The organism is Brucella grignonensis (genome assembly GCF_002252505.1).
In the GTDB taxonomy this organism is placed as follows: domain Bacteria; phylum Pseudomonadota; class Alphaproteobacteria; order Rhizobiales; family Rhizobiaceae; genus Brucella; species Brucella grignonensis.
This window is the reverse complement of record NZ_NNRL01000159.1, coordinates 13,731-34,555: the sequence shown is the minus strand read 5'-3', so window position 1 is coordinate 34,555 and position 20,825 is coordinate 13,731. Positions and strand designations below refer to the sequence as shown.

Sequence of the window (20,825 nt, the reverse complement as noted above, 5' to 3'; positions counted from 1 at the left end):
AAAACCAGACTGGAATGACGTTTACCCATCAGAATACGTGGCGTGGGGCCTGTCCGGTCAATCAACAACAACGACGCTGCATCGTGTGGACGCAGCGCCGATTGAGTTGAGGACTGATTGGAAGGGGAGGTCACGGCAAAACCGCCTGTTATGTGACGTCGCCGTAATCGCCTTCACCCTGTCCACCGAAACCGTGCATGAACAATGCCCATTGCAGGCCGATGGTCGCGCCCTTGATAGGCTGTAACAAGAGCAGGGACATGATCACAATCATCGGACCCCATATCGCCATATGAGCCCATAATGACAGGTTGGTTGTGGCTTCCACGCCCATGAATGCGCCAACCACGATGTGGCCGACGATGAGGATTGTCAGATAGGCCGGAAGATCATCAGCGCGCTGCTCCGTATAATCTTCACCACAGACAGAGCAATGATCCACTGGCTTTACGAAGGCGCGAAACAGTTTTCCCTCGCCACAATGCGGGCAGCGGCATTTAAAGCCGCGCCAGAGAGCCTGGCCGAGAGGGCGGCTGGGACGCGCGGTTTTCCGGCTTTCACCGCCGAAAACCTGAACATGACTATTTGTGGAATTGGCCTCTAACGTGCTCATCTGCGACCTTTTCTCTTAGGGCCTGCTTTCTTCGACCCTGTTCTGGGGGAGCCGGAAAAACCTGCTGGCTTTCCTTTGCGTCCGCGCATTCCCCTGCTTGCCTTATGATGCGAACGTGTCGACATCGGCAGAGAATGCGGTTCTGAAACCATCTCAAAACGAAGCGCGCCCGCAACGGGGAGCGCTTCAACAAGCCTTACCGTGACAGTATCGCCCAGACGGAAGCCTTTTCCGCTTCTTTCTCCGGCGATCGCATGGTTCGCTTCGTCATATAGATAGTATTCATCACCCAAAGTTGAAATGGGCACAAGTCCGTCTGCGCCATATGTCGCAAGAGACACGAAAAGACCGGCTCTGGTAACGCCTGTAACACGGCCTTCATAATCGTCACCAAGATGGGCGGCGAGGAAGTGCGCAATCAGGCGATCAACCGTTTCTCGTTCGGCAAGCATCGCGCGTCGTTCCGTTGAAGAAATCAACGCGGCAGTTTCGTCGAGTTGCGATTCTTCTATTGTGGTCAGCCCATCATTACCCAGTCCAAGAGCCTTGATCAGGGCGCGATGGACGATCAGATCGGCATAACGGCGAATTGGCGATGTGAAATGCGCGTATTTGTGCAAATTCAAACCAAAATGGCCGATATTGTCAGGGCTGTAGATCGCCTGACTTTGTGTGCGCAGCACAACCTGATTGACCAGTTCCTGATGATCTGTGCCTTCAACAGCTTCGAGAATACGATTGAACTGGCCCGGTCTGAGTTCCGCACCCTTTGCGAGGTTCATATCAAGCGTGCGGAGAAACTCACGCAGGCTTTCCTGCTTTGCGAGTGCAGGCGCATCGTGAATACGGAAGATCAGCGGCTGACGACGGGCTTCAAGCACTTCAGCCGCCGCCACATTGGCCTGAATCATGAACTCTTCGATGAGCTTATGCGCGTCAAGCCGTTCCGGCACGATGACCTTATCGACCTTGCCGTCAGGTGCCAGCAGGATTTTCTTTTCCGGAAGGTCCAGCTCGAGCGGTTCACGGGCATCGCGACCACGCTTCAATGCTGCATAGGCGTTCCACAGCGGCTTGAGAATGGTATCGAGTATAGGTGCGGTCTTATCGTCGGTCGCACCGTCAATCGCCGCCTGTGCCTGCGGATAGGCCAGTTTTGCGGCCGAACGCATCAGAATGCGGTGGAACTTGTGCGACTTCTTGTGACCGTTGGCATCGAACACCATACGCACTGCAAGTGCCGGGCGATCTTCCAATTCACGCAACGAGCAGAGATCGTTGGAAATGCGCTCTGGCAGCATCGGTACAACCCGGTCGGGGAAGTAGACTGAATTGCCGCGTTTCAGCGCTTCACGGTCGAGTGCGGAGTTAGGGCGCACATAGGCTGCGACGTCGGCAATAGCGACGATAACAATATGTCCGCCGGGATTCTCCGGGTCTGTATCGGGCTCTGCATAGACTGCGTCGTCATGATCCTTGGCATCTGCCGGATCGATGGTGACGAGTGGAACCTGACGCCAGTCTTCCCTGCCGTCCAATGTTGCAGGCTTGGCGCTTTCCGCTTCGCGGATCACATCATCCGGGAAAATATGCGGGATTTCATGTTCATGGATCGCAATCATCGACAGCGCTTTTTCACTGTCTATGGAACCGACCACCTGACGCACCTTGCCTGCTGGCAGGCCGTAGCGGCGTGACGATGTAAGCTCGACCTCGACCAGATCGCCGCTTTTAGCATCCTGCAGCGATTGTGGGTCCAGCTGCACTTCCGGCTGCTTACGGTTAACCGGCTCCAACCGCCATTCGCCGTTGCTCAACTTGCGCAACACGCCGAGCACTGCATTGCTGCTGTGGTCGATTACCTTGATGACACGCGCCGAATATTCAGGGCCATCATTTTCCTTGCTGCGGAAAATCTTGGCCAATACACGGTCGCCGACCCCAACGGTTGGACCGTCGGAGGCTTTATTGAGACGCGTACGGCGGATCAGCACTACAGGTGCCTGACCGTATTCCACTTCGTCCCAGTCCGTTGGGCGGGCCACAAGACCACCATCATTGTCGCGTCCCGTGACGTTCAAAGTGGTAATCGGTGGCAGAGAACCGGGGCGTGACAATCTGCGGGCACGCTTTTCTACCAGCCCTTCATCGGCGAGTTCACGCAACAGGTCTTTCAGATAGACCCGCGCATCGCCCTTGATGTTGAAGGCTTTGGCCAGCTCACGTTTGCCAGCGCGATCAGGATTTTCCTCAATGAATTTGAGGACTTCTTCACGCGTCGGCAAATAAGAGACCGGGTTTCCGGACTGAGCGGCCTCGGATTTTGCCTTGTTAGCACGCCGTTCGGTCCTTGCGGACCGTCCGGTATCGGGTTTGGGGAAACGACGCGCCAATTCTTACTCCTCTGCCGCCTTCGCCTTTGCTTTGGAAGGGGCTTTTTTCTTTGCAGCCGGCTTCTTGGCGGCAGCTTTTTTCGGTGCGGCTTTCTTTTCGCCATCTGCGGTCTTAGCGGCAGATTTGCGTGCAGGAGCCTTTTTTGTTTTGGTGCTTCCGGCCTTGGCAGCAATGAGCACCAAGGCTTCTTCAAGTGTTACACTTGCCGGATCTTTGCCCTTTGGCAGTGTAGCGTTGACCTTGCCCCAATTGACATACGGACCATAGCGGCCATCACGGACGGTGATTGAGCCGCCATCAGGATGGTCGCCAAGCGTTGCAAGCGCTGCAGGTGCGGAACGTCCACGACCCGCACCCTTGGACTGTTTGTCCGCCAGCACGGCAACCGCACGGTTGAGGCCGACCGAGAAAACTTCGTCTGCGTTTTCAAGGTTTGCGAAAGTGCCATCATGGCTGACATAAGGACCATAGCGCCCAATGCCGGCTGAAATCATTTTGCCTGTTTCGGGGTGCTGCCCGACATCGCGCGGCAATGACAGAAGGGCCATCGCCTTTTCATGATCAAGTGTATCGATCGACCAACCTTTCGGCAGGCTGGCGCGTTTGGCTTCTTTACCCTCACCACGCTGGATATAAGGTCCGAAGCGTCCGGTGCGTGCTGTGATCTCTTCGCCAGTGAATGGATCTTTGCCGAGCGACTTCGGCTCATCAGAAGCCGCTGCATCGCCATTGCCTTCACCGCCGAGCTGACGGGTGAATTTGCACTCCGGATAATTGGAGCAGCCGACAAATGCGCCATACTTGCCGAGCTTCAACGAAAGCTGACCGGTTCCGCAAGTCGGGCAGGTGCGTGGATCACTGCCATCACCGCGATCCGGGAAGGCAAGCGTTGCCAGTTCTTCGTTGAGCGCGTCGAGAACATTGGTAACACGCAGTTCCTTGATGTCATCGACAGAACCGGAGAAATCACGCCAGAAGTCGCGCAGCACGTCTTTCCATGACAGCTTGCCATCGGAAATCAGATCGAGCTTTTCTTCGAGATCCGCTGTGAAATCATATTCAACATAGCGTTTGAAGAAGCTTTCGAGGAACGAAATAACCAGACGGCCCTTCGGTTCCGGCATAAGCTTGCGCTTGTCGATGGTGATATATTCGCGGTCGCGAAGGGTTGCGAGCGTTGCAGCATAGGTCGAAGGACGACCAATGCCGAGCTCTTCCATCTTCTTGATGAGAGAAGCTTCAGAATAGCGCGGTGGTGGCTCGGTCGAGTGCTGCGTCGCATCGATCTTTTCACGTGCAATCGTTTCACCGGAGCGGATTTCAGGCAGCTTTGCGCTGTCTTCGTCCTCATCTTCTTCTTCGCGGTGATCCATATAGGCTGCGAGGAAGCCGTCGAATTTTGTGACCGAGCCGTTGGCACGCAGCATTGCCGACTTCGAGCCGTTCAGGGCTTCGATGTCTGCTGTCGTGCGTTCGATGTCGGCTGCCTGCATCTGACTTGCGATAGCGCGCTTCCAGATCAGTTCGTAAAGGCGCGCCTGATCTTCGTCGAGATAACGGCGCACTTCTTTCGGGTGACGCATAAAGTCGGTTGGGCGAATGGCTTCGTGCGCTTCCTGTGCGTTCTTGGCCTTGCTGGAATAGTAACGCGGCTTTTCAGGCACGTAATTCGGACCAAAGCTCTTACCAATCGCGTCGCGGGCAGCAGTGATCGCTTCGGGAGCCATTTGCACGCCGTCAGTACGCATATAGGTGATGAGACCGGTGGTTTCGCCGCCAATATCCACGCCTTCATAAAGGCGCTGCGCCACCTGCATGGTGCGGGATGCTGAAAAGCCGAGCTGACCGGACGCTGCCTGCTGCAAAGTCGAGGTCGTGAACGGAGGACCCGGATTGCGCTTGGTTGGCTTAGCTTCAACCGAGACCGCCTTGAAGCTTGCACCTTCAAGCATGGTTCGGATCGCGCTTGCCTGTTCTTCATTCTTGATGTCGAGCTTGCCAAGGCGCTTGCCGTCAACGGCTGTGAGACGTGCCGTGAAGTTATCATTGCGTGGCGTTTTCAGAAGCGCGGCGATGTTCCAGTATTCTTCACGGATGAAGCGCTCAATCTCGGACTCGCGATCGCAGACCAGACGAAGTGCTACCGACTGCACGCGGCCAGCCGAACGAGCGCCGGGCAACTTGCGCCACAGAACTGGCGACAGGGTAAAACCGACCAGATAATCGAGAGCACGGCGAGCCAGATAGGCGTCAACCAGAGGCTCGTCGATGTCACGCGGATTGGCGATAGCGTCAAGAACGGCCTTCTTGGTGATCGCGTTGAAGGCAACGCGCTTTACCGTTTTGCCCTTGAGCGCCTTTTTCTGGTTGAGAACTTCCAGCACATGCCACGAAATGGCTTCCCCTTCGCGATCAGGGTCAGTTGCCAGAAACAGTCCGTCGCTGTCCTTTAGCGCTTTGACAATATCTGCCAGACGCTTGGCGGAATTACTGTCCACTTCCCAGGACATGGCAAAATCTTCGTCCGGACGGACGGAGCCATCCTTAGCTGGCAGATCTCGCACATGACCAAACGAGGCCAGAACCTTATAGTTCGAGCCGAGATATTTGTTGATGGTTTTGGCCTTGGCAGGCGATTCGACAACGACAACGTTCATTAAAGCAGCCTAGATTCGCGACCTTCCAAGGCAAAATGCCCATTCATCGCGTTCAAATTGTTGCCTTTCACATGAACAGCGGTTTGCGTTTGGTCAAGAGCATGTCGGCAAAATTCGTCAAATACAACCTAAGATTGCTATTGTAGATTGTGAAGCCAGTGGTAGTATTCGACTGGGGTATATCCGATGGGTTTGAACCAGAAGGGTGATTTTCACGTGATGGAAACAGAAACGTCGTGGGGGCATGAATGGTTCAACGGGAGACAACTCACCGTGAGACATTGGCGTATATTGAAGAAATGCTGCAAGAACTCATCAAGATGGCAAGGACAACCGATAGCCATCTCCTAGCCTATCTGATGGATATGGCATTGCAGGAAGCGCGAGACAACCAGCATAGCTATACAAGTGACTGACTTTATGAATGCTCCTCTTGCGGCATGAGAGCCACCTGATTGCCGGGATAGCGTAACAGCCTCCCGGCAAGATCAAGTTCCAGCAAGATCAGTTGCGCTGAACCGGCATTGATACCGACATGCCTCACCAAAGCATCCACATCGACCGGCACTGGACCAAGTGCGTCGACCATAAGATCGCGTTCCATGTCTGTCGTGATCGGCTGTAGCGCTGCCGATTCTTCATCAAGCTGGTTCAGGAGATCAGGCTGCGCCGGATTGGGTAAAATGCTGCCATTCGGCATGAGTGGCGCAAGAGATTCGATGACATCGTCCGCACCGGTAACGAGTGTCGCACCCTGCTTGAGAAGGGCGTTCGTACCGCGAGCGCGCGGATCAAGCGGAGAGCCTGGCACGGCAAAAACCGTTCGCCCCATTTCGCCAGCCATGCGCGCGCTGATAAGCGAGCCGGAGCGTTCCGCTGCCTCAATGACAATCAGGCCTAGCGACAGTCCTGCAATAATGCGATTGCGTCGCGGAAAATCCCGCGCGCGCGGCTCGGCACCCATTGGCATTTCTGTAATCAGTGCGCCGCCGTTTTCAGGAATCGCGCGATAGATTGGCAGATTTTCAGGTGGGTAGGGCCGGTCGAGACCGCCAGCCAGAACTGCAACTGTGCCACTTGCCATGCTGGCCTTATGGGCTGCGGCATCGATGCCACGTGCCAGTCCTGAAACGATGGCGAATCCGGCATCGCCCAGATCGCGCGCAAGTTTTTCGGTGAAACGTGCGCCAACGACAGACGCATTGCGCGAACCGACGATTGCTACTGGCGGTTTGCGAAACACATTCGCATCGCCCTTGATGGTGACCAATGGTGGTGGTGCTTCACAGTTTTTCAGTTGCTGCGGATAGTCCGGCTCGCCCATGCCGACAAGGCGGGCTCCCATACGCTCAATGGCTTCAAGCTCGCGCTCGGCATCGTCCAATGACGAAACGCGCACTGGCCGCGCGCCGCCACCGCGGATATTGAGATCGGGCAAGCGTTCGATTGCGTTGGCTGCGGAGCCGCAAAAGAGAATCAGATCACGAAAGGCGACAGGACCGATGTTTTCGGTCCGGATGAGGCGCAGCCAGTTTATCCGCTGGCGATCGGAGAGGCGAATTCCAGTCTGCGAATTCGCGCCCTCTTTCATCCCTTTTTGCCGATCTTGCTTTCGGTGCCGCTCAGAAGCCGCGAAATATTGGCATGATGTTTGATGAAGATGATCACCGTCATGACGGCAAACAATGCTGCAATCGCAAGATCTCCACGCACGTAAAGTGCAACCGGGACGATGAGGGTCGCAACAAGAGCTGAAAGCGATGAATAGCGGGTCAGCAAGGCCGTGATGATCCAGGCGGCGATGAACACCAGCGCACCGGGCCATGCAAGGCCAATCAGAATGCCCAGATAGGTCGCGACGCCTTTGCCACCTTTGAAGCCGATCCAGACGGGGAAGAGATGGCCGATAAAGGCACCAAACCCGGCTGCGATGGCAGCATATTCACCAAAGCGCGCGGCAATCAGCACGGCGATCGTGCCTTTAAACGCATCGAGAAGAAGCGTTGCAGCAGCGAGTTTCTTGTTTCCGGTGCGCAAGACGTTGGTCGCGCCAATATTGCCGGAGCCGATTGAACGCACATCGCCCAGCCCTGCAAGCCGCGTCAGGATAAGCCCGAAGGGAATGGAACCAAGGATATAACCGAATATCAGCGTGCCGAGCGTCACCAAATTGACCATGCCTGTTTCGGCCATGAAACTCCCCATATCTTCTTTATTAAATCAATTGAGAAGAAAAGCCGCCTAAAAGCAAGACGGCTTTTCTAAAATTTGTGAGAGCTGCCAGAAAAGCCTAAGGCATTATTCTGGATGCTTATTTAAGCGATTGCTAAGCTGTGTAAACGGTTTTGCCACCAACTATGGTGCGGTTCACACGCCCCTGGAAACGAGCACTCTCAAAGCAGCTGTTCTTCGAGCGCGAATGCAGGTCCTGCTCGCGAACAACCCACGGCTCATCGAGGTCAACGATGGCGAGATCGGCTTTTGCACCCGGCTTGAGCGTTCCGGCATCAAGGCCGAAAATACGCGCGGGCGCAGTCGAAAGCACTTCCGTAAGGCGCAGCAAAGGAATGCTGTCATTGTGGTAGAGGCGAAGAGCTGCTGCGAGCAGCGTTTCCAGGCCAATGGCACCAGCTTCGGCATCTGCGAAGGGAAGACGCTTGGTGTCGACATCCTGCGGATCATGGGCAGAAACGACAATATCAATCGTTCCATTCTTGACTGCTTCAACCATCGCCAGACGATCTTCCTCGCTGCGCAGAGGCGGCGAAAGACGAAAGAATGTCCTGAACTCGCCAATATCGTTTTCGTTGAGCGACAGGTGATTGATGGAAACGCCAGCGGTAACTTTCGTGCCGAGTTCCTTTGAGCGGCGCAAAGCATCGGCAGACATGGCGCAAGAAATCTGGGCTGCGTGATATTTGCTTCTGGTCAGTGCGGCGAGCCGCAGGTCGCGTTCGAGCGGGATGACTTCAGCTTCACGTGGGCTGCCGGACAGACCGAGCCAGCTTGCGAACAAGCCTTCATTCATCACGCCATTTGCGCCGAGATAGGGATCGCGGGTTTCGCAGGCAATGACCGCGTCAAAGTCACGGGCATAGGTCAGTGCACGGCGCATCAATTGTGTGTTGGCAATCGTGTGACGGCCTTCGGTGAATGCAACGGCTCCCGCATTGCGAAGCAGACCGATCTCGGTCATTTCCTCGCCATGCAGTCCCTTGGTAATGGCTGCTGCCGGATGGACATTGACGATGGCCGTATCGCGCGCCGTACGTTTGACGAATTCAACAAGCGCAACATCATCGATGACCGGATCTGTATCGGGCATCATGATGATAGAGGTGACGCCACCGGCGGCCGCCGCACGGCTTGCAGACGCGATGGTTTCGCGATGCTCAGCACCGGGTTCGCCGATGAAAACACGCGAGTCAACCAGACCGGGCAGGATTGCCATGCCGTTGAGATCGACGATTTCCGCGCCTTCCGGAGCGCCCTGATTGCGCGCATCGGCGCCGCTTGCGACAATCTTGCCATCCTGGATAAGCAAGCTGCCGTTTTCATCCAGCCCGCGAGAAGGGTCAACGATGCGGGCATTTTCAAACAGGACCGCGCTCATGCTCGTTCTCCGGTGCTCGATTGGCTACGTCGGGGATCAAGCAGCGCTTCCATGACCGCCATGCGGACGGCCACGCCCATCTCAACCTGCTGCTGGATCATGCTTTGAGGACCATCGGCAATGTCGGAGGCGATTTCCACGCCGCGGTTCATCGGACCGGGATGCATGACGAGAGCGTCAGGCTTTGCATATTTAAGCTTTTCGTTGTCGAGGCCATAGAAATGGAAATATTCGCGCACCGAAGGCACGAAGGAACCGGCCATACGCTCACGTTGAAGGCGCAGCATCATGACGACATCTGCGTCTTTCAGGCCTTCTTCCATGGTATTGTAGACTTCGACACTCATATCAGCGATGCCAGCAGGCAGCAGCGTCGAAGGAGCAACGACACGGACACGTGCCCCGAGTGCATTGAGAAGAAGGATATTGGAGCGAGCAACGCGCGAGTGAAGTACATCGCCGCAAATCGCAACGATAAGATTTCCGATTTCGCCCTTGGCGCGACGGATGGTGAGCGCATCAAGCAGTGCCTGGGTCGGATGTTCGTGGGCACCGTCACCTGCATTGACGACTGCACAGCCGACTTTTTGCGCAAGCAGTGCCGCAGCACCGGCCGAAGCATGGCGAATGACCAGAATATCGGGCTGCATGGCGTTGAGCGTCATGGCCGTATCGATCAGCGTTTCGCCTTTTTTGACCGACGAATTGCCGACGGACATGTTCATCACGTCAGCGCCCAGCCGTTTTCCAGCCAGTTCGAACGAAGATTGTGTTCGCGTCGATGCTTCAAAGAAGAGGTTGATTTGTGTGCGACCGCGCAGCACGGACTTTTTCTTTTCTGGCTGTCTTGAAACAGCGACTTCCTGATCGGCAAGATCAAGAAGGCAAAGAATGTCCAGGGGCGATAGCCCCTTGATGCCAAGCAGGTGGCGATGAGGGAATAGCGGAGAGACCGTTTGGTTTGTCATGGCAAGTCACCCGTATAGAGCCGCGAAAGCTGGACCGCAACCGCCCTTATAATGGCTTTGGTCGATTCACAAAGAAAAACCTGTATTCTTTTGGGTGGAAATTGCACGTCCGTTGGAAAATGTTAGGAAATTGGAATGCAAGAGGGCATAAATTGAATTCGGTTGGAACGCTGATCTGACTGAATTTTGTCTCCGCTCTAACTACTTCTTCTTACGCATTTGCCTCACGCAAGACCGCTTCGCACTTTTGGCTCAAATGCTCTAACCAAACGGATAAGCCTGTGAAAACTCACGAAGTCACCAACCAGACGCCGTCCATGACGGGCACCAATGCATATCTGGGCGATCCGCTTCTGATACAAATCGCAGCGCGTTTTCCGAAAGAGCTTCATACCGATCTGGAGAATACCGGACGTTTTGTCTTGTCCGCGGAAGCGCAGGATCTTGCGCGGCTTGCAAATACCGAGTTGCCGAAACTGCGTACGCACGACCGGCAGGGGCGGCGTGTCGATCTTGTTGAATATCATCCTGCTTACCATGCCTTGATGCGCCGCTCGATTGCGCAAGGGCTGCATTGCTCGATCTGGGAGGCCAATCCTCTTGAAACAGGTCGCCGTCATCAGGCACGTGCCGCGCGTTTTTATCTGACTGCACAGCTTGAGGCCGGACATCTTTGTCCACTGACGATGACAAATGCATCGCTTGCCGCCATCATGGCATCGTCCGAGCTTTACAAGGAATGGTCGCCACAGGTTCTGTCGCGCAAATATGATTCCTCGCAAAAGCCTGCATTCAACAAGCAGGGCATCACGCTCGGCATGGGCATGACCGAAAAGCAAGGCGGTACAGATGTGCGTGCCAATACGACCCGTGCTGAACGCAATGAGGATGGTACTTACACACTGAGCGGCCACAAGTGGTTCATGTCGGCTCCAATGTCCGATGCATTTCTCGTATTGGCCCAAGCGGAAGAAGGTCTTTCGTGCTTCCTGTTGCCGCGTTTGACCAACGAAGCCGCTGGAAATGGCTTTTTCTTTCAGCGCCTGAAAGACAAGCTGGGCAATAAGTCCAACGCTTCCGCAGAAGTCGAATTTGACGGTGCTATCGGCCATCTCGTCGGAAATCCCGGCGAGGGCGTGAAGACCATCATGGATATGGTGACGCTGACCCGGCTTGATTGTGCCGTTGCTTCTGCGGGCTTGATGCGCTCAGGTCTGGCTGAAGCCGTTCATCATGCGCGCCATCGCGTGGTTTTTGATAAACCATTGATCGAACAGCCGCTCATGAGCCGCGTTTTGGCTGATATGGCGCTTGATGTTGCAGGTGCGACGGCACTTTCCATGCGCCTTGCGCGTGCTTTTGATATGGCCGCAAGTGACCGGGCGGAAGCTGCTTTTGCCCGCTGTATGACACCTGTCGTCAAATATTGGGTCTGCAAGATCGCGCCGTCACTGCTTTATGAAGCGATGGAATGCCTCGGTGGCAATGGCTATATCGAGGAGGGCAATCTTGCCCGCGCCTATCGTGAGGCACCGGTCAATGCGATATGGGAGGGTTCCGGCAATGTGATGGCGCTCGATGTGGCCCGGGTGCTGTCGCGCGCACCGTCGCTTTTTGATGAAGTTCTGGACTGGATCAGCGAACAACTGGGCGTGCGCGGGCAAGGCACAATCGATGTGCTTCAGGCCGCATTGCAACTGACTGAAACCGATCAGGGTGTTGCGCGTCTACTAACGGAACAGCTCGCCTACGCCGCCGCTGCTGCCGAATTGCGTAATCTTGGTGCAGACGACATTGCAGATGCCTTCATTGAAACCCGACTCGGTGGGCAGTGGCGCTCGACTTATGGCATGTTGGACGCGCGCCACAATGCCAACCGAATTCTCGATCAGCTCTATCCAGAGGGCAACTGATCAAGGGCTAGGCCGGATTGGCTTGTTGCCCACATCGAGAACAGAACTGGCTATCAGGTGACAGCGTAGTCTGACACCCGATGCATGTCTGTGATTTTGCAAAGGCGGAACCGCACTTCGAACAATATGATGCTGAGACATCGGCACCAAAGTTACATGCCAGACAAGCCTTCAGACGTGGCGTTGGTTGTGCCTGCGGATTTTCCCATGCAGGATAGCTGCCATGTTTCGAGCCGTGACGTTTGCCCGACCCATGACCATTCCCATGGTTTGTCCCATTTCTGTAATCGCTATGTCCATTGCTCATGTTGCCGACATATCGGCGCATAAAATTTTGTAAAAAACTCATAAATTTATCTCGTAAAATAAGTAACTACTTCACAAATTTAGCTCCTCTAGTGACTAGAGGAGCAAGCGATATTATTTATTTTTCGTTTTTTTCTGCCAGCCATTAATTTGTGGACTGTCAGTTAATCGAACCACTATTCGGGATTGCTCTCGTGTTTTTGACGATCAAGCAGGTGCAGGCGATCCAATGCGCCTTGCAGAATGAATGATGCAGCGGCTGAATCGATGCGTTCGGCCCGCTTGCCGCGAGAAACATCCATACCAATCAGTGCGCGTTCGGCAGCAACCGTCGAGAGCCGTTCGTCCCAAAAAACAAAAGGCAAATCGGTCAGTGGTTGCATGGTGCGTACAAATGCGCGTGTTGCCTGAACACGTGGTCCTGCAGTGCCGTCCATGTTCATTGGCAGGCCGATAATGATGACGCCCACTTTGTCGGCTTCCAACGCTTTGAGCAGCACCTGTGCATCGATTGTGAACTTGGCACGTTTGATAACAGGTCGAGGATTGGCGAAGGACAGCCCAAGATCGGAAACGGCGAGGCCGATGGTTTTGGTGCCAAGATCAAGCCCGGCAATGGTCTGGCCTGGTTGCAGAATTTCCAAAACGTCTTCGATTTCAATGACGGCCATTGTTCCTCTTTGGGTTCCTCATAGTATTTTGATCAGGCGTCATATTGCCTGAAACTTCATCCGCGTAATATCTGTTTTAAAACTGAAAATCGAGCCGCAAGGAGAAACACAATGAAAATCACCTGGTTGGGCCACGCAGCCTATCGTGTTGAAACGGAACAGGCGGTCATTCTGATCGATCCGTTTATCAATGGAAATCCGGGTGCCAAGGATATCGATTTCAAGGAAGTGACCAAGGGCACAACACATATCGCGCTCACTCATGGTCATGGCGATCATATCGGTGACACGGTGGCGATTGCCAAGGAGCATGGCGCGACGGTTATCGCCAATGCCGATCTTGCAACATGGCTTGGCAGTCAGGGTGTTGAAAATCTTGATGCAGGCAACACCGGAGGTACGCTTGCGCATGAGGGTTTTACAATCACGTTCGTCAACGCGCTTCATTCGTCTGCTATGCTGACTGAAAATGGTGTCAGCCAGGCGCTTGGTAATCCGAATGGACTGGTTTTCCATTTCAACGATGCGCCATCGCTTTATCATATGGGTGACACGGATATTTTCTCCGATATGGCGCTGATCAATGAGCTGCATCAGCCGGAAATTGGCATTGTGCCGATTGGTGATCGGTTCACTATGGGCGGTGCTGTGGCAGCGCTCGCCTGCCAGCGCTACTTTAACTTTAAGACCGTTCTGCCATGCCATTACGGTTCGTTCCCGATCGTCGATCAGAACGCGGAAAAATTTGTTGCCGGTATGGAAGGTCAGTCAAAAACCAAGGTTCTGGTCGCTCCGGCAGGCACAGTGCACGATTTCTAACTATGGATGGAAGCGCAAGAAATGTTGCGCTTCCCCACACGCACCGTTATAGCCGGTAAAAGAACCTTTTCGGGGCAGTTCCATGCTGCTCAACGCATCGGCCCAAAATCGAAATCGATTTTTGGAAAGCTCTATGCGTAAAGTTAACAAGTCAGAGCGTCCTTTGTGCGTCCCTTCGGACGCATGGCGCTCTGATCTAGCATTTGCGGAGAACAGGATGTCCGTCGATATTTCCACCGTCAAGCGCGTTGCGCATCTAGCGCGTATCGCTGTCAGCGAGGATGAAGCTGAACGCATGACCGGTGAACTCAATGCAATTCTGGGCTTTGTCGAGCAGTTGAACGAAGTCGATATTGAAGGTGTTGAGCCGATGACTTCGGTGACGCCGATGAAGATGCGCCTGCGTGAAGATGCAGTGACGGATGGTAATATCGCCAATGCCGTCGTTGCCAATGCGCCTGTGACCGAAGATAATTTCTTCGTCGTGCCAAAGGTCGTGGAGTAAGTTGATGGTCGTTCGGGTTTCCGTCGAGACACCACTGCAGGACGATGTGCGCGATCTGGTTGAAGCACTGAATGCGCATATGCTGCCGCTTTCGCCTCTCGAGTTCCAGTTCAAGATGACTGTCGAACAGATGGCAGAGGCGAATACCACGGTTTTCGTTGCACGAGATGAGAACGGCAAGGCGGTTGGTTGTGGTGCGTTGAAAATGCATGACAACGGTGTGGGTGAACTCAAGCGGATGTTCACGCGCCCGGAAGTCCGCGGCAAGCGCGTCGGTTCATTTCTTGTCGATGCGATCGTTGATTTGGCAAAAGCCAAGGGTGTTTCGCGTTTGGTCCTCGAAACGGGCACTGGCCCTGGCTTCGATGGCGCCTGGCGGCTTTATGAGAATTCGGGTTTTGTGCGCTGCGGTGTAGTTCTGGATTATCCGGATTCCGAATACAGCGCCTTTTTTGAAAAGCGTCTCGTTGAGGCGTGACTTTACAGGATTTGACGATGAGCGAACTGACCGCACTGACCATTGCCGAAGCGCGCGACAAGCTGAAGGCCAAGGCATTTACCGCGACTGAACTCACAGATGCCTATATTGCGGCTATTGATTCCGCCAATGACAAGCTCAATGCCTATGTCGCTGTGACGCCTGAAAAGGCGCGCGAAATGGCAAAGGCTTCCGATACCCGTATTGCTGAAGGCAAAGCCGGTGCGCTTGAAGGTATTCCGCTTGGCGTGAAAGATCTGTTTGCGACCAAAGGCGTTCACACGCAGGCTTGTTCGCATGTTCTGGATGGCTTCAAGCCGGAATATGAATCGACCGTAACAGCCAATCTCTGGGCAGATGGCGCTGTCATGCTGGGCAAGCTCAACATGGATGAATTCGCCATGGGCTCGTCCAATGAAAGCTCCTATTACGGCCCTGTGAAAAACCCATGGCGTGCGAATGGCTCGGATGTGGATCTGGTGCCGGGCGGCTCGTCAGGCGGCTCGTCGGCAGCAGTTGCGGCGCATCTTTGTGCAGGCGCTACGGCAACCGATACGGGCGGCTCGATCCGTCAGCCGGCAGCTTTCACCGGCACTGTCGGCATCAAGCCGACCTATGGTCGCGTCTCGCGCTGGGGCACAGTTGCTTATGCATCTTCGCTTGATCAGGCTGGCCCGATTGCGCGCGATGTGCGCGACGCAGCGATCCTGCTCAGGTCCATGGCATCGCTTGATCTGAAAGATACGACCTCGGTCGATCTGCCGGTGCCGGATTATGAAGCAGCTATCGGCAAGTCCCTGAAGGGGCTCAAGATCGGTATTCCGAACGAATACCGCATGGATGGCATGCCGGAAGAGATCGAAGCGCTCTGGCAGAAGGGCGTCCAGTATCTGAAAGATGCGGGTGCAGAAATCGTCGATGTTTCGCTACCGCACACCAAATATGCACTTGCCGCCTATTATATCGTTGCGCCTGCAGAAGCTTCGTCCAACCTCGCACGATATGATGGTGTGCGTTATGGTCTGCGCGTACCGGGCAAAGATATTGCCGATATGTACGAACAGAGCCGCGCCGCGGGCTTTGGCAAGGAAGTGAAGCGCCGTATCCTGACCGGAACCTATGTTCTGTCGGCTGGCTATTACGACGCCTATTATCTGCGCGCGCAGAAGGTTCGCACGCTGATCAAAAAAGACTTTGAAAACGTCTTTGCAAGCGGCGTCCATGCTATTCTGACACCTGTAACGCCGTCTGCTGCGTTCAGCATTGGCGACAAGGAACTGGCGAACGATCCGGTCAAGATGTATCTCAACGACATCTTCACCATTACACTCAACATGGCCGGTCTGCCGGGGATCGCTGTTCCTGCGGGCCTCAACGATCAGGGCCTGCCGCTTGGCTTGCAGCTGATTGGTCGTCCATTTGAGGAAGAAACGCTTTTCCAGGCAGCCAGCGCAATTGAGCAGGCTGCGGGACGCTTTACACCGAAGAAATGGTGGTAAAATCTGAAGTTCTCATTCGCCGGGCAGAAATGTCCGGCGAATTCGCTTTGATGGCTGAAATCGCGGTGCGCGCGTGGCAAACCGCAGCGCGCGACATTGTGCTGACGGATGAAAGCCGGTCGGAACTCCAGGCCAAATTCCTGCGTGACTTGCGCGGGAATGCCGATGGTGTTTTGTTGGCGGAACGATGCGGCGAAATATACGGTTGGGGCGCTCGTGTCCCGAAATCAAACTACATTTCCGACCTCTGGGTTGATCCCGCGCACCATGGTCAGGGCGTAGGCGGCGCATTGCTTGGTGCGCTGATGGCGCAGATTGTTCTTGATGGTTTTGGGGAAGCTGAAATCGGTACCCATGCCGATAATTCTCCAGCAATCAGGCTTTATGAAAAAGCGGGGTTCAGAACCTATCACCGCAGCGAAGAATGGTCGGAGAGTTTTGGTCGCAATGTTGAAAAGGTCAGAATGCAGGTAAAGCTCTAAAGCATGTCGCCCAAAAGTGGGAACCGGTTTTGGGATAAAGACATGCTTGAAAACAATGTCTTAAAGCGTGTCACATGGATATGATAAAATGCGACCCGCTTTAGAGCGCGTTTCGATCTGATTGGATCAGATCGACGCTCTAAATATTTGTTTTAACGCGCATCTTTGTCCGAAAACCGTTTCACACTTTTCGGGATGCGCTCTAAGCGAGCATTGCCATTTCAAGACGCGCTCCTATCCTCTTCTATAGCAACTATTTTCAGGAGGAGGGGCACATGTGGATCATGCTTACGGATGTCAGCGGTGAGCGGGTTGCAGTGAATTTCAACCACGTTCTTTCCTATAATGCATATGGGACAGGAACCCGCATTGTAACGCTGAGCACCGATCTCACATTCTTTGTCAAAGAATCCACCGAAGAGATTGAGAGTAGGCTTGGCATTGACGTAAAAAGCTAATCTTTTTACAGAAAACGGCAGCTCATTGTTGATGAGTTGCCGTCTGCATTTTCACGTATTGCCACCCGATTGATCCCAATCAGATGTCGAGTTCTTCCACGAAGGCTGCACGATCCTGAATGAAACGGAAGCGGGCTTCCGGCTTTGTGCCCATCAGATCATCGACGGTGTTACGCGTCTCATCGATATAGTCTTCATCGACGTGTACGCGCAGAAGCGTGCGTTTCTTGGGGTCCATGGTCGTTTCTTTGAGCTGCTCGGCACGCATTTCGCCAAGGCCTTTGAAGCGACCGATTTCTATCTTGCCGCGTCCGGTGAACATGGTGCGAAGCAATTCGTCCTTGTGCGCATCATCGCGTGCATAGGCGACTTTGCCGCCCTGGCTCAGACGATAAAGCGGCGGTACGGCGAGATAGAGATGACCGTTGCGGATGAGATCCGGCATCTCCTGATAGAAAAATGTAATCAGAAGCGATGCGATATGTGCGCCATCCACGTCCGCATCGGTCATCACGATGACGCGGTCATAGCGAAGATCATCTTCGCGATAATTCTTGCGCGTACCGGCTCCCAGTGCCTGCACGAGATCGGCAATCTGCTGGTTTGCGGTCAGTTTTTCACGGCCCGCGCTCGCTACGTTCAGAATTTTGCCGCGCAGCGGCAGGATCGCCTGATTGGAACGATTGCGCGCCTGTTTCGCCGAACCACCGGCCGAGTCACCCTCGACGATGAACAGTTCGGCACCGGCCGCCGCATTCTGCGTGCAATCGGCAAGCTTGCCGGGGAGACGCAGCTTGCGCGTAGCACTTTTGCGGACAGTTTCCTTTTCCTGACGACGGCGCAGGCGCTCTTCCGCACGATCGACAACCCAGTCGAGCAGACGTGAAGCTTCCTGCGGCGAAGCTGTAAGCCAGTGGTCGAACGGATCGCGGATGACATTTTCCACAATACGCTGCGCCTCAACAGTGGCAAGCTTGTCTTTAGTCTGACCGACAAATTCAGGCTCGCGAATGAAAACCGACATCATGGCGGCAGCTGAAATCATCACGTCATCGGTGGTGATGATTGAAGCGCGTTTGTTGTTGGTCAGCTCTGCATAGGCTTTGAGGCCACGTGTCAATGCAATGCGCAGACCTGCTTCATGCGTGCCGCCGTCGCCCGTCGGGATCGTGTTACAGTAGGAATTGACGAAGCCATCGCCGCCATACCACGATACAGCCCATTCAACTGCGCCGTGCCCGCCCTGCTTTTCAGTGCGGCCTGAGAAAATCTCGCGCGTCACCTGATGCTCTTTGCCAAGCGAGGCAGAGAGATAATCCTTGAGACCGCCGGGGAAGTGAAAAACAGCCTTTTCAGGCGTTTCTTTTTTTGGGTCGAGAAGAGCCGGATCGCAGCTCCAGCGGATTTCCACGCCGCCAAACAGATAGGCCTTCGAGCGTGCCATGCGATAAAGCCGGTGCGGATCGAAATGGGCGTTCTTGCCGAAAATATCCGGGTCTGGATGGAAGCGGACGCGCGTGCCGCGACGGTTATGCACCTCGCCGACGTCTTCAAGGCCGCCCTGCGGAATGCCGCGCGAAAAGCGCTGACGATAAAGACGACGATTGCGCGCGACTTCGACTTCCAGAACATCGGACAGCGCATTGACGACCGAAACGCCGACGCCGTGCAGACCGCCGGATGTTTCATAGGCTTTGCCGTCAAACTTACCGCCCGCATGCAGCTTGGTCATGATGACTTCAAGTGTGGATTTTCCCGGAACTTGCGGGTGCTCATCAACCGGGATGCCGCGACCATTGTCGCTGACCGTCAGGAAGCCTTCTGCATCAAGGCTGACTTCTATGAAGTTGGCATGGCCTGCAACTGCTTCGTCCATCGAATTGTCGATGACTTCTGCGAAGAGGTGATGCAGAGCCTTTTCGTCGGTGCCGCCAATATACATGCCGGGACGCAAACGAACCGGTTCCAGACCCTCAAGAACTCGAATGGAGGAGGCGTTGTACTCATCAGCGCCTGATATAACAGGCGGAGCCTTCGTCGCAACAGGAGCCGGCTTCGGTGCAGATGGTGTCGTTGCCGTTTGCGCAACAGGCGTCGATGCGGGAGCCTTCTTGGGCTGCTGCTCCATCTGCCGTTCACGGGCATTGTTGACTACTCTGGAAAAGAGATCGTTGCTGTCGTCCATCTTTGTCCGAAAAGCTTTCTGTCTGAAACCGAAAGAACCGCCCCAGTTAACGGCGCGAAATAAGTTGTCTGCGAATCACATAGATAATGCCACGGGAACACCCGCAATGCGAATAAAGTTCGCCTTACGTTCCGCTTTTGCCCGAGGTTATCAAATGGTTTTGCTCACAGCGAGACCGATTTGCACCAGAAACATGGCGAAAGTCAAACCGGGTGCTTTTCTTAAGCGAATTAAGATGGAAACAGGCAGGCCATTCGCGTAAGCGCAAGAGGTGGTGAGAAAATTGCGAGTGATGAAATGCAGAGCAGGGCAGCGGTTGGCGTAGAAGCGCATGTGAAGGGCATGGCAATCATGGTGCTCTCTGTGTTGTTGCTGCCGCTTATGGATGCCATCGGCAAATGGCTTGCCATGATGGATAACATGCCGCCCGCAACCGTCACCTTTATGCGTTTTTTCATCCAGTCGGTGCTCATGTTCCTGATGTTGATCGTCATGGGCGGGTTCGCAGCTTTGCGCACGACGCATCTTACCGGTAATCTGGTTCGCGGTGCCCTGATGGGGTTTGGCGGAACATGCTTTTTCACGGCCGTCAAATATATGCCCCTGGCCGATGCCATGGCGGTTTTTTTCGCCGAACCACTGATCTTGACGCTGCTTTCTGCTGTGTTTCTGAAAGAAAAGGTTGGTTGGCGCCGCTTCAGTGCCGTCGGTATCGGGCTGATCGGCACGATGATCGTCATTCAGCCGAGCTTTGAGATTTTCGGGGCGGTATCACTGTTGCCCCTGGCGACCGCTGTCACCTTCGCGATCTATCTGATCTTGAACCGCAAATATGGCGCGAAGGAAAGCCCGGTCGTCATGCAGTTCTATGCAGGCATCGGTGGTTCTTTTCTTGCTGGCCTTGCCATGGTGTTTGGCACGGCCATCGGCGTCGAGGATTTGACTTTCTCGCTGCCGCACAGTCTGCAACCATGGTTGTTGTTGCTCCTGCTTGGCACGATTGGCACCGTCAGTCATCTGCTGGTCGTGCAGGCGTTCAAGCTTGCGCCCGCATCGATGCTTGCGCCGTTCCAGTATCTTGAAATCGTCAATGCAGTGCTGGTCGGATTGATTGTCTTCGGTGATTTTCCAACACCGTCGAAATGGTTTGGCATCTTTATCATCGTCGGATCGGGCTTTTATGTCTTCATGCGTGAAAGGCGCGTGAAGGCCGTCTAGGGCGGTTCCAATTAAGATTAAATCGTTGGAACCACCCTACTCTTTA

The 20,825-nt window shown here is 54.5% G+C and carries 18 protein-coding genes; 8 read left to right on the top strand and 10 right to left on the bottom strand.

What is annotated here, in order from left to right; genetic code table 11:
* Window positions 1-148: 148 nt before the first annotated feature.
* The 7 genes from CEV33_RS10925 to CEV33_RS10895 form a co-directional block, all read right to left on the bottom strand.
* On the bottom strand, window positions 149-613 hold the full coding sequence (locus CEV33_RS10925; protein WP_094540521.1) for a DUF983 domain-containing protein: 465 nt from the start codon (window positions 611-613) through the stop codon (window positions 149-151).
* Window positions 610-3,006, bottom strand: coding sequence for a ribonuclease R (rnr, locus tag CEV33_RS10920; protein WP_094540520.1), 2,397 nt, complete (start codon window positions 3,004-3,006; stop codon window positions 610-612). The genes CEV33_RS10925 and rnr overlap by 4 nt, the downstream gene beginning before the upstream one ends.
* Window positions 3,007-3,009: 3 nt before the next feature.
* A complete protein-coding gene (gene topA, locus CEV33_RS10915; RefSeq protein WP_094540519.1) occupies window positions 3,010-5,664 on the bottom strand; it encodes a type I DNA topoisomerase in 2,655 nt (884 codons plus the stop codon).
* A gap of 418 nt (window positions 5,665-6,082) precedes the next feature.
* Complete coding sequence (dprA, locus tag CEV33_RS10910; RefSeq protein ID WP_094540518.1) at window positions 6,083-7,255, bottom strand: DNA-processing protein DprA; 1,173 nt, start codon at window positions 7,253-7,255, stop codon at window positions 6,083-6,085.
* The gene (gene plsY / locus CEV33_RS10905; RefSeq protein ID WP_094540517.1) at window positions 7,252-7,857 is read right to left on the bottom strand and encodes a glycerol-3-phosphate 1-O-acyltransferase PlsY; all 606 of its coding nucleotides are present in this window, start codon (window positions 7,855-7,857) and stop codon (window positions 7,252-7,254) included. The genes dprA and plsY overlap by 4 nt, the downstream gene beginning before the upstream one ends.
* A 133-nt stretch (window positions 7,858-7,990) precedes the next feature.
* Complete coding sequence (locus CEV33_RS10900; protein ID WP_094540516.1) at window positions 7,991-9,277, bottom strand: dihydroorotase; 1,287 nt, start codon at window positions 9,275-9,277, stop codon at window positions 7,991-7,993.
* Window positions 9,274-10,245, bottom strand: a complete 972-nt coding sequence (locus CEV33_RS10895) for an aspartate carbamoyltransferase catalytic subunit (RefSeq protein ID WP_094540515.1) — start codon at window positions 10,243-10,245, stop codon at window positions 9,274-9,276. The genes CEV33_RS10900 and CEV33_RS10895 overlap by 4 nt, the downstream gene beginning before the upstream one ends.
* Before the next feature lie 281 nt (window positions 10,246-10,526).
* Between CEV33_RS10895 and CEV33_RS10890 the strand changes: the two genes are divergently transcribed.
* Window positions 10,527-12,158: an acyl-CoA dehydrogenase family protein gene (locus CEV33_RS10890; protein ID WP_094540514.1), complete on the top strand. Its 1,632-nt coding sequence runs from the start codon at window positions 10,527-10,529 to the stop codon at window positions 12,156-12,158.
* Window positions 12,159-12,165: 7 nt separating this feature from the next.
* Here CEV33_RS10890 and CEV33_RS24795 read toward each other — a convergent pair whose 3' ends face one another.
* Both CEV33_RS24795 and ruvX read right to left on the bottom strand, forming a co-directional pair.
* Window positions 12,166-12,465: a double zinc ribbon domain-containing protein gene (locus CEV33_RS24795; protein WP_407923793.1), complete on the bottom strand. Its 300-nt coding sequence runs from the start codon at window positions 12,463-12,465 to the stop codon at window positions 12,166-12,168.
* Between the two features lie 175 nt (window positions 12,466-12,640).
* Window positions 12,641-13,135, bottom strand: a complete 495-nt coding sequence (gene ruvX / locus CEV33_RS10885; RefSeq protein WP_094540513.1) for a Holliday junction resolvase RuvX — start codon at window positions 13,133-13,135, stop codon at window positions 12,641-12,643.
* Between the two features lie 111 nt (window positions 13,136-13,246).
* On the opposite strand from ruvX, the gene CEV33_RS10880 reads away from it, so the two are divergent.
* From CEV33_RS10880 to CEV33_RS10855, 6 genes are all read left to right on the top strand, one after another.
* Window positions 13,247-13,954: a metal-dependent hydrolase gene (locus tag CEV33_RS10880; RefSeq protein ID WP_094540512.1), complete on the top strand. Its 708-nt coding sequence runs from the start codon at window positions 13,247-13,249 to the stop codon at window positions 13,952-13,954.
* Window positions 13,955-14,171: 217 nt separating this feature from the next.
* A complete protein-coding gene (gene gatC / locus CEV33_RS10875) occupies window positions 14,172-14,459 on the top strand; it encodes an Asp-tRNA(Asn)/Glu-tRNA(Gln) amidotransferase subunit GatC (protein ID WP_094540511.1) in 288 nt (95 codons plus the stop codon).
* 4 nt (window positions 14,460-14,463) lie between these two features.
* On the top strand, window positions 14,464-14,937 hold the full coding sequence (locus tag CEV33_RS10870; protein WP_094540510.1) for a GNAT family N-acetyltransferase: 474 nt from the start codon (window positions 14,464-14,466) through the stop codon (window positions 14,935-14,937).
* A 17-nt stretch (window positions 14,938-14,954) separates the two neighbouring features.
* Window positions 14,955-16,436, top strand: a complete 1,482-nt coding sequence (gene gatA / locus CEV33_RS10865) for an Asp-tRNA(Asn)/Glu-tRNA(Gln) amidotransferase subunit GatA (protein WP_094540509.1) — start codon at window positions 14,955-14,957, stop codon at window positions 16,434-16,436.
* Window positions 16,427-16,918 carry a GNAT family N-acetyltransferase gene (locus CEV33_RS10860; protein ID WP_094540508.1) on the top strand — a complete coding sequence of 164 codons (492 nt, stop codon included), beginning with the start codon at window positions 16,427-16,429 and terminating at the stop codon, window positions 16,916-16,918. Before gatA ends, CEV33_RS10860 begins: the two co-directional genes overlap by 10 nt.
* A 275-nt stretch (window positions 16,919-17,193) precedes the next feature.
* Window positions 17,194-17,376 carry a hypothetical protein gene (locus tag CEV33_RS10855; protein ID WP_024900242.1) on the top strand — a complete coding sequence of 61 codons (183 nt, stop codon included), beginning with the start codon at window positions 17,194-17,196 and terminating at the stop codon, window positions 17,374-17,376.
* A gap of 79 nt (window positions 17,377-17,455) precedes the next feature.
* On the opposite strand, the gene parE is transcribed toward CEV33_RS10855, so the two are convergent.
* Window positions 17,456-19,561, bottom strand: coding sequence for a DNA topoisomerase IV subunit B (gene parE, locus CEV33_RS10850; RefSeq protein WP_094540507.1), 2,106 nt, complete (start codon window positions 19,559-19,561; stop codon window positions 17,456-17,458).
* A gap of 297 nt (window positions 19,562-19,858) precedes the next feature.
* Between parE and CEV33_RS10845 the strand changes: the two genes are divergently transcribed.
* Window positions 19,859-20,779, top strand: coding sequence for a DMT family transporter (locus CEV33_RS10845; RefSeq protein ID WP_094540506.1), 921 nt, complete (start codon window positions 19,859-19,861; stop codon window positions 20,777-20,779).
* Window positions 20,780-20,825 lie beyond the last annotated feature (46 nt).

Coding starts and splice junctions, on each gene's coding strand:
- CEV33_RS10925 (WP_094540521.1), bottom strand. CDS start 613: ATGAGCACGTTAGAGGCCAATTCCACAAATAGTCATGTTCAGGTTTTC.
- topA (WP_094540519.1), bottom strand. CDS start 5,664: ATGAACGTTGTCGTTGTCGAATCGCCTGCCAAGGCCAAAACCATCAAC.
- dprA (WP_094540518.1), bottom strand. CDS start 7,255: ATGAAAGAGGGCGCGAATTCGCAGACTGGAATTCGCCTCTCCGATCGC.
- plsY (WP_094540517.1), bottom strand. CDS start 7,857: ATGGCCGAAACAGGCATGGTCAATTTGGTGACGCTCGGCACGCTGATA.
- CEV33_RS10900 (WP_094540516.1), bottom strand. CDS start 9,277: ATGAGCGCGGTCCTGTTTGAAAATGCCCGCATCGTTGACCCTTCTCGC.
- CEV33_RS10895 (WP_094540515.1), bottom strand. CDS start 10,245: ATGACAAACCAAACGGTCTCTCCGCTATTCCCTCATCGCCACCTGCTT.
- CEV33_RS24795 (WP_407923793.1), bottom strand. CDS start 12,465: ATGAGCAATGGACATAGCGATTACAGAAATGGGACAAACCATGGGAAT.
- ruvX (WP_094540513.1), bottom strand. CDS start 13,135: ATGGCCGTCATTGAAATCGAAGACGTTTTGGAAATTCTGCAACCAGGC.
- CEV33_RS10880 (WP_094540512.1), top strand. CDS start 13,247: ATGAAAATCACCTGGTTGGGCCACGCAGCCTATCGTGTTGAAACGGAA.
- gatC (WP_094540511.1), top strand. CDS start 14,172: ATGTCCGTCGATATTTCCACCGTCAAGCGCGTTGCGCATCTAGCGCGT.
- CEV33_RS10870 (WP_094540510.1), top strand. CDS start 14,464: ATGGTCGTTCGGGTTTCCGTCGAGACACCACTGCAGGACGATGTGCGC.
- gatA (WP_094540509.1), top strand. CDS start 14,955: ATGAGCGAACTGACCGCACTGACCATTGCCGAAGCGCGCGACAAGCTG.
- CEV33_RS10860 (WP_094540508.1), top strand. CDS start 16,427: ATGGTGGTAAAATCTGAAGTTCTCATTCGCCGGGCAGAAATGTCCGGC.
- CEV33_RS10855 (WP_024900242.1), top strand. CDS start 17,194: ATGTGGATCATGCTTACGGATGTCAGCGGTGAGCGGGTTGCAGTGAAT.
- parE (WP_094540507.1), bottom strand. CDS start 19,561: ATGGACGACAGCAACGATCTCTTTTCCAGAGTAGTCAACAATGCCCGT.
- CEV33_RS10845 (WP_094540506.1), top strand. CDS start 19,859: ATGCAGAGCAGGGCAGCGGTTGGCGTAGAAGCGCATGTGAAGGGCATG.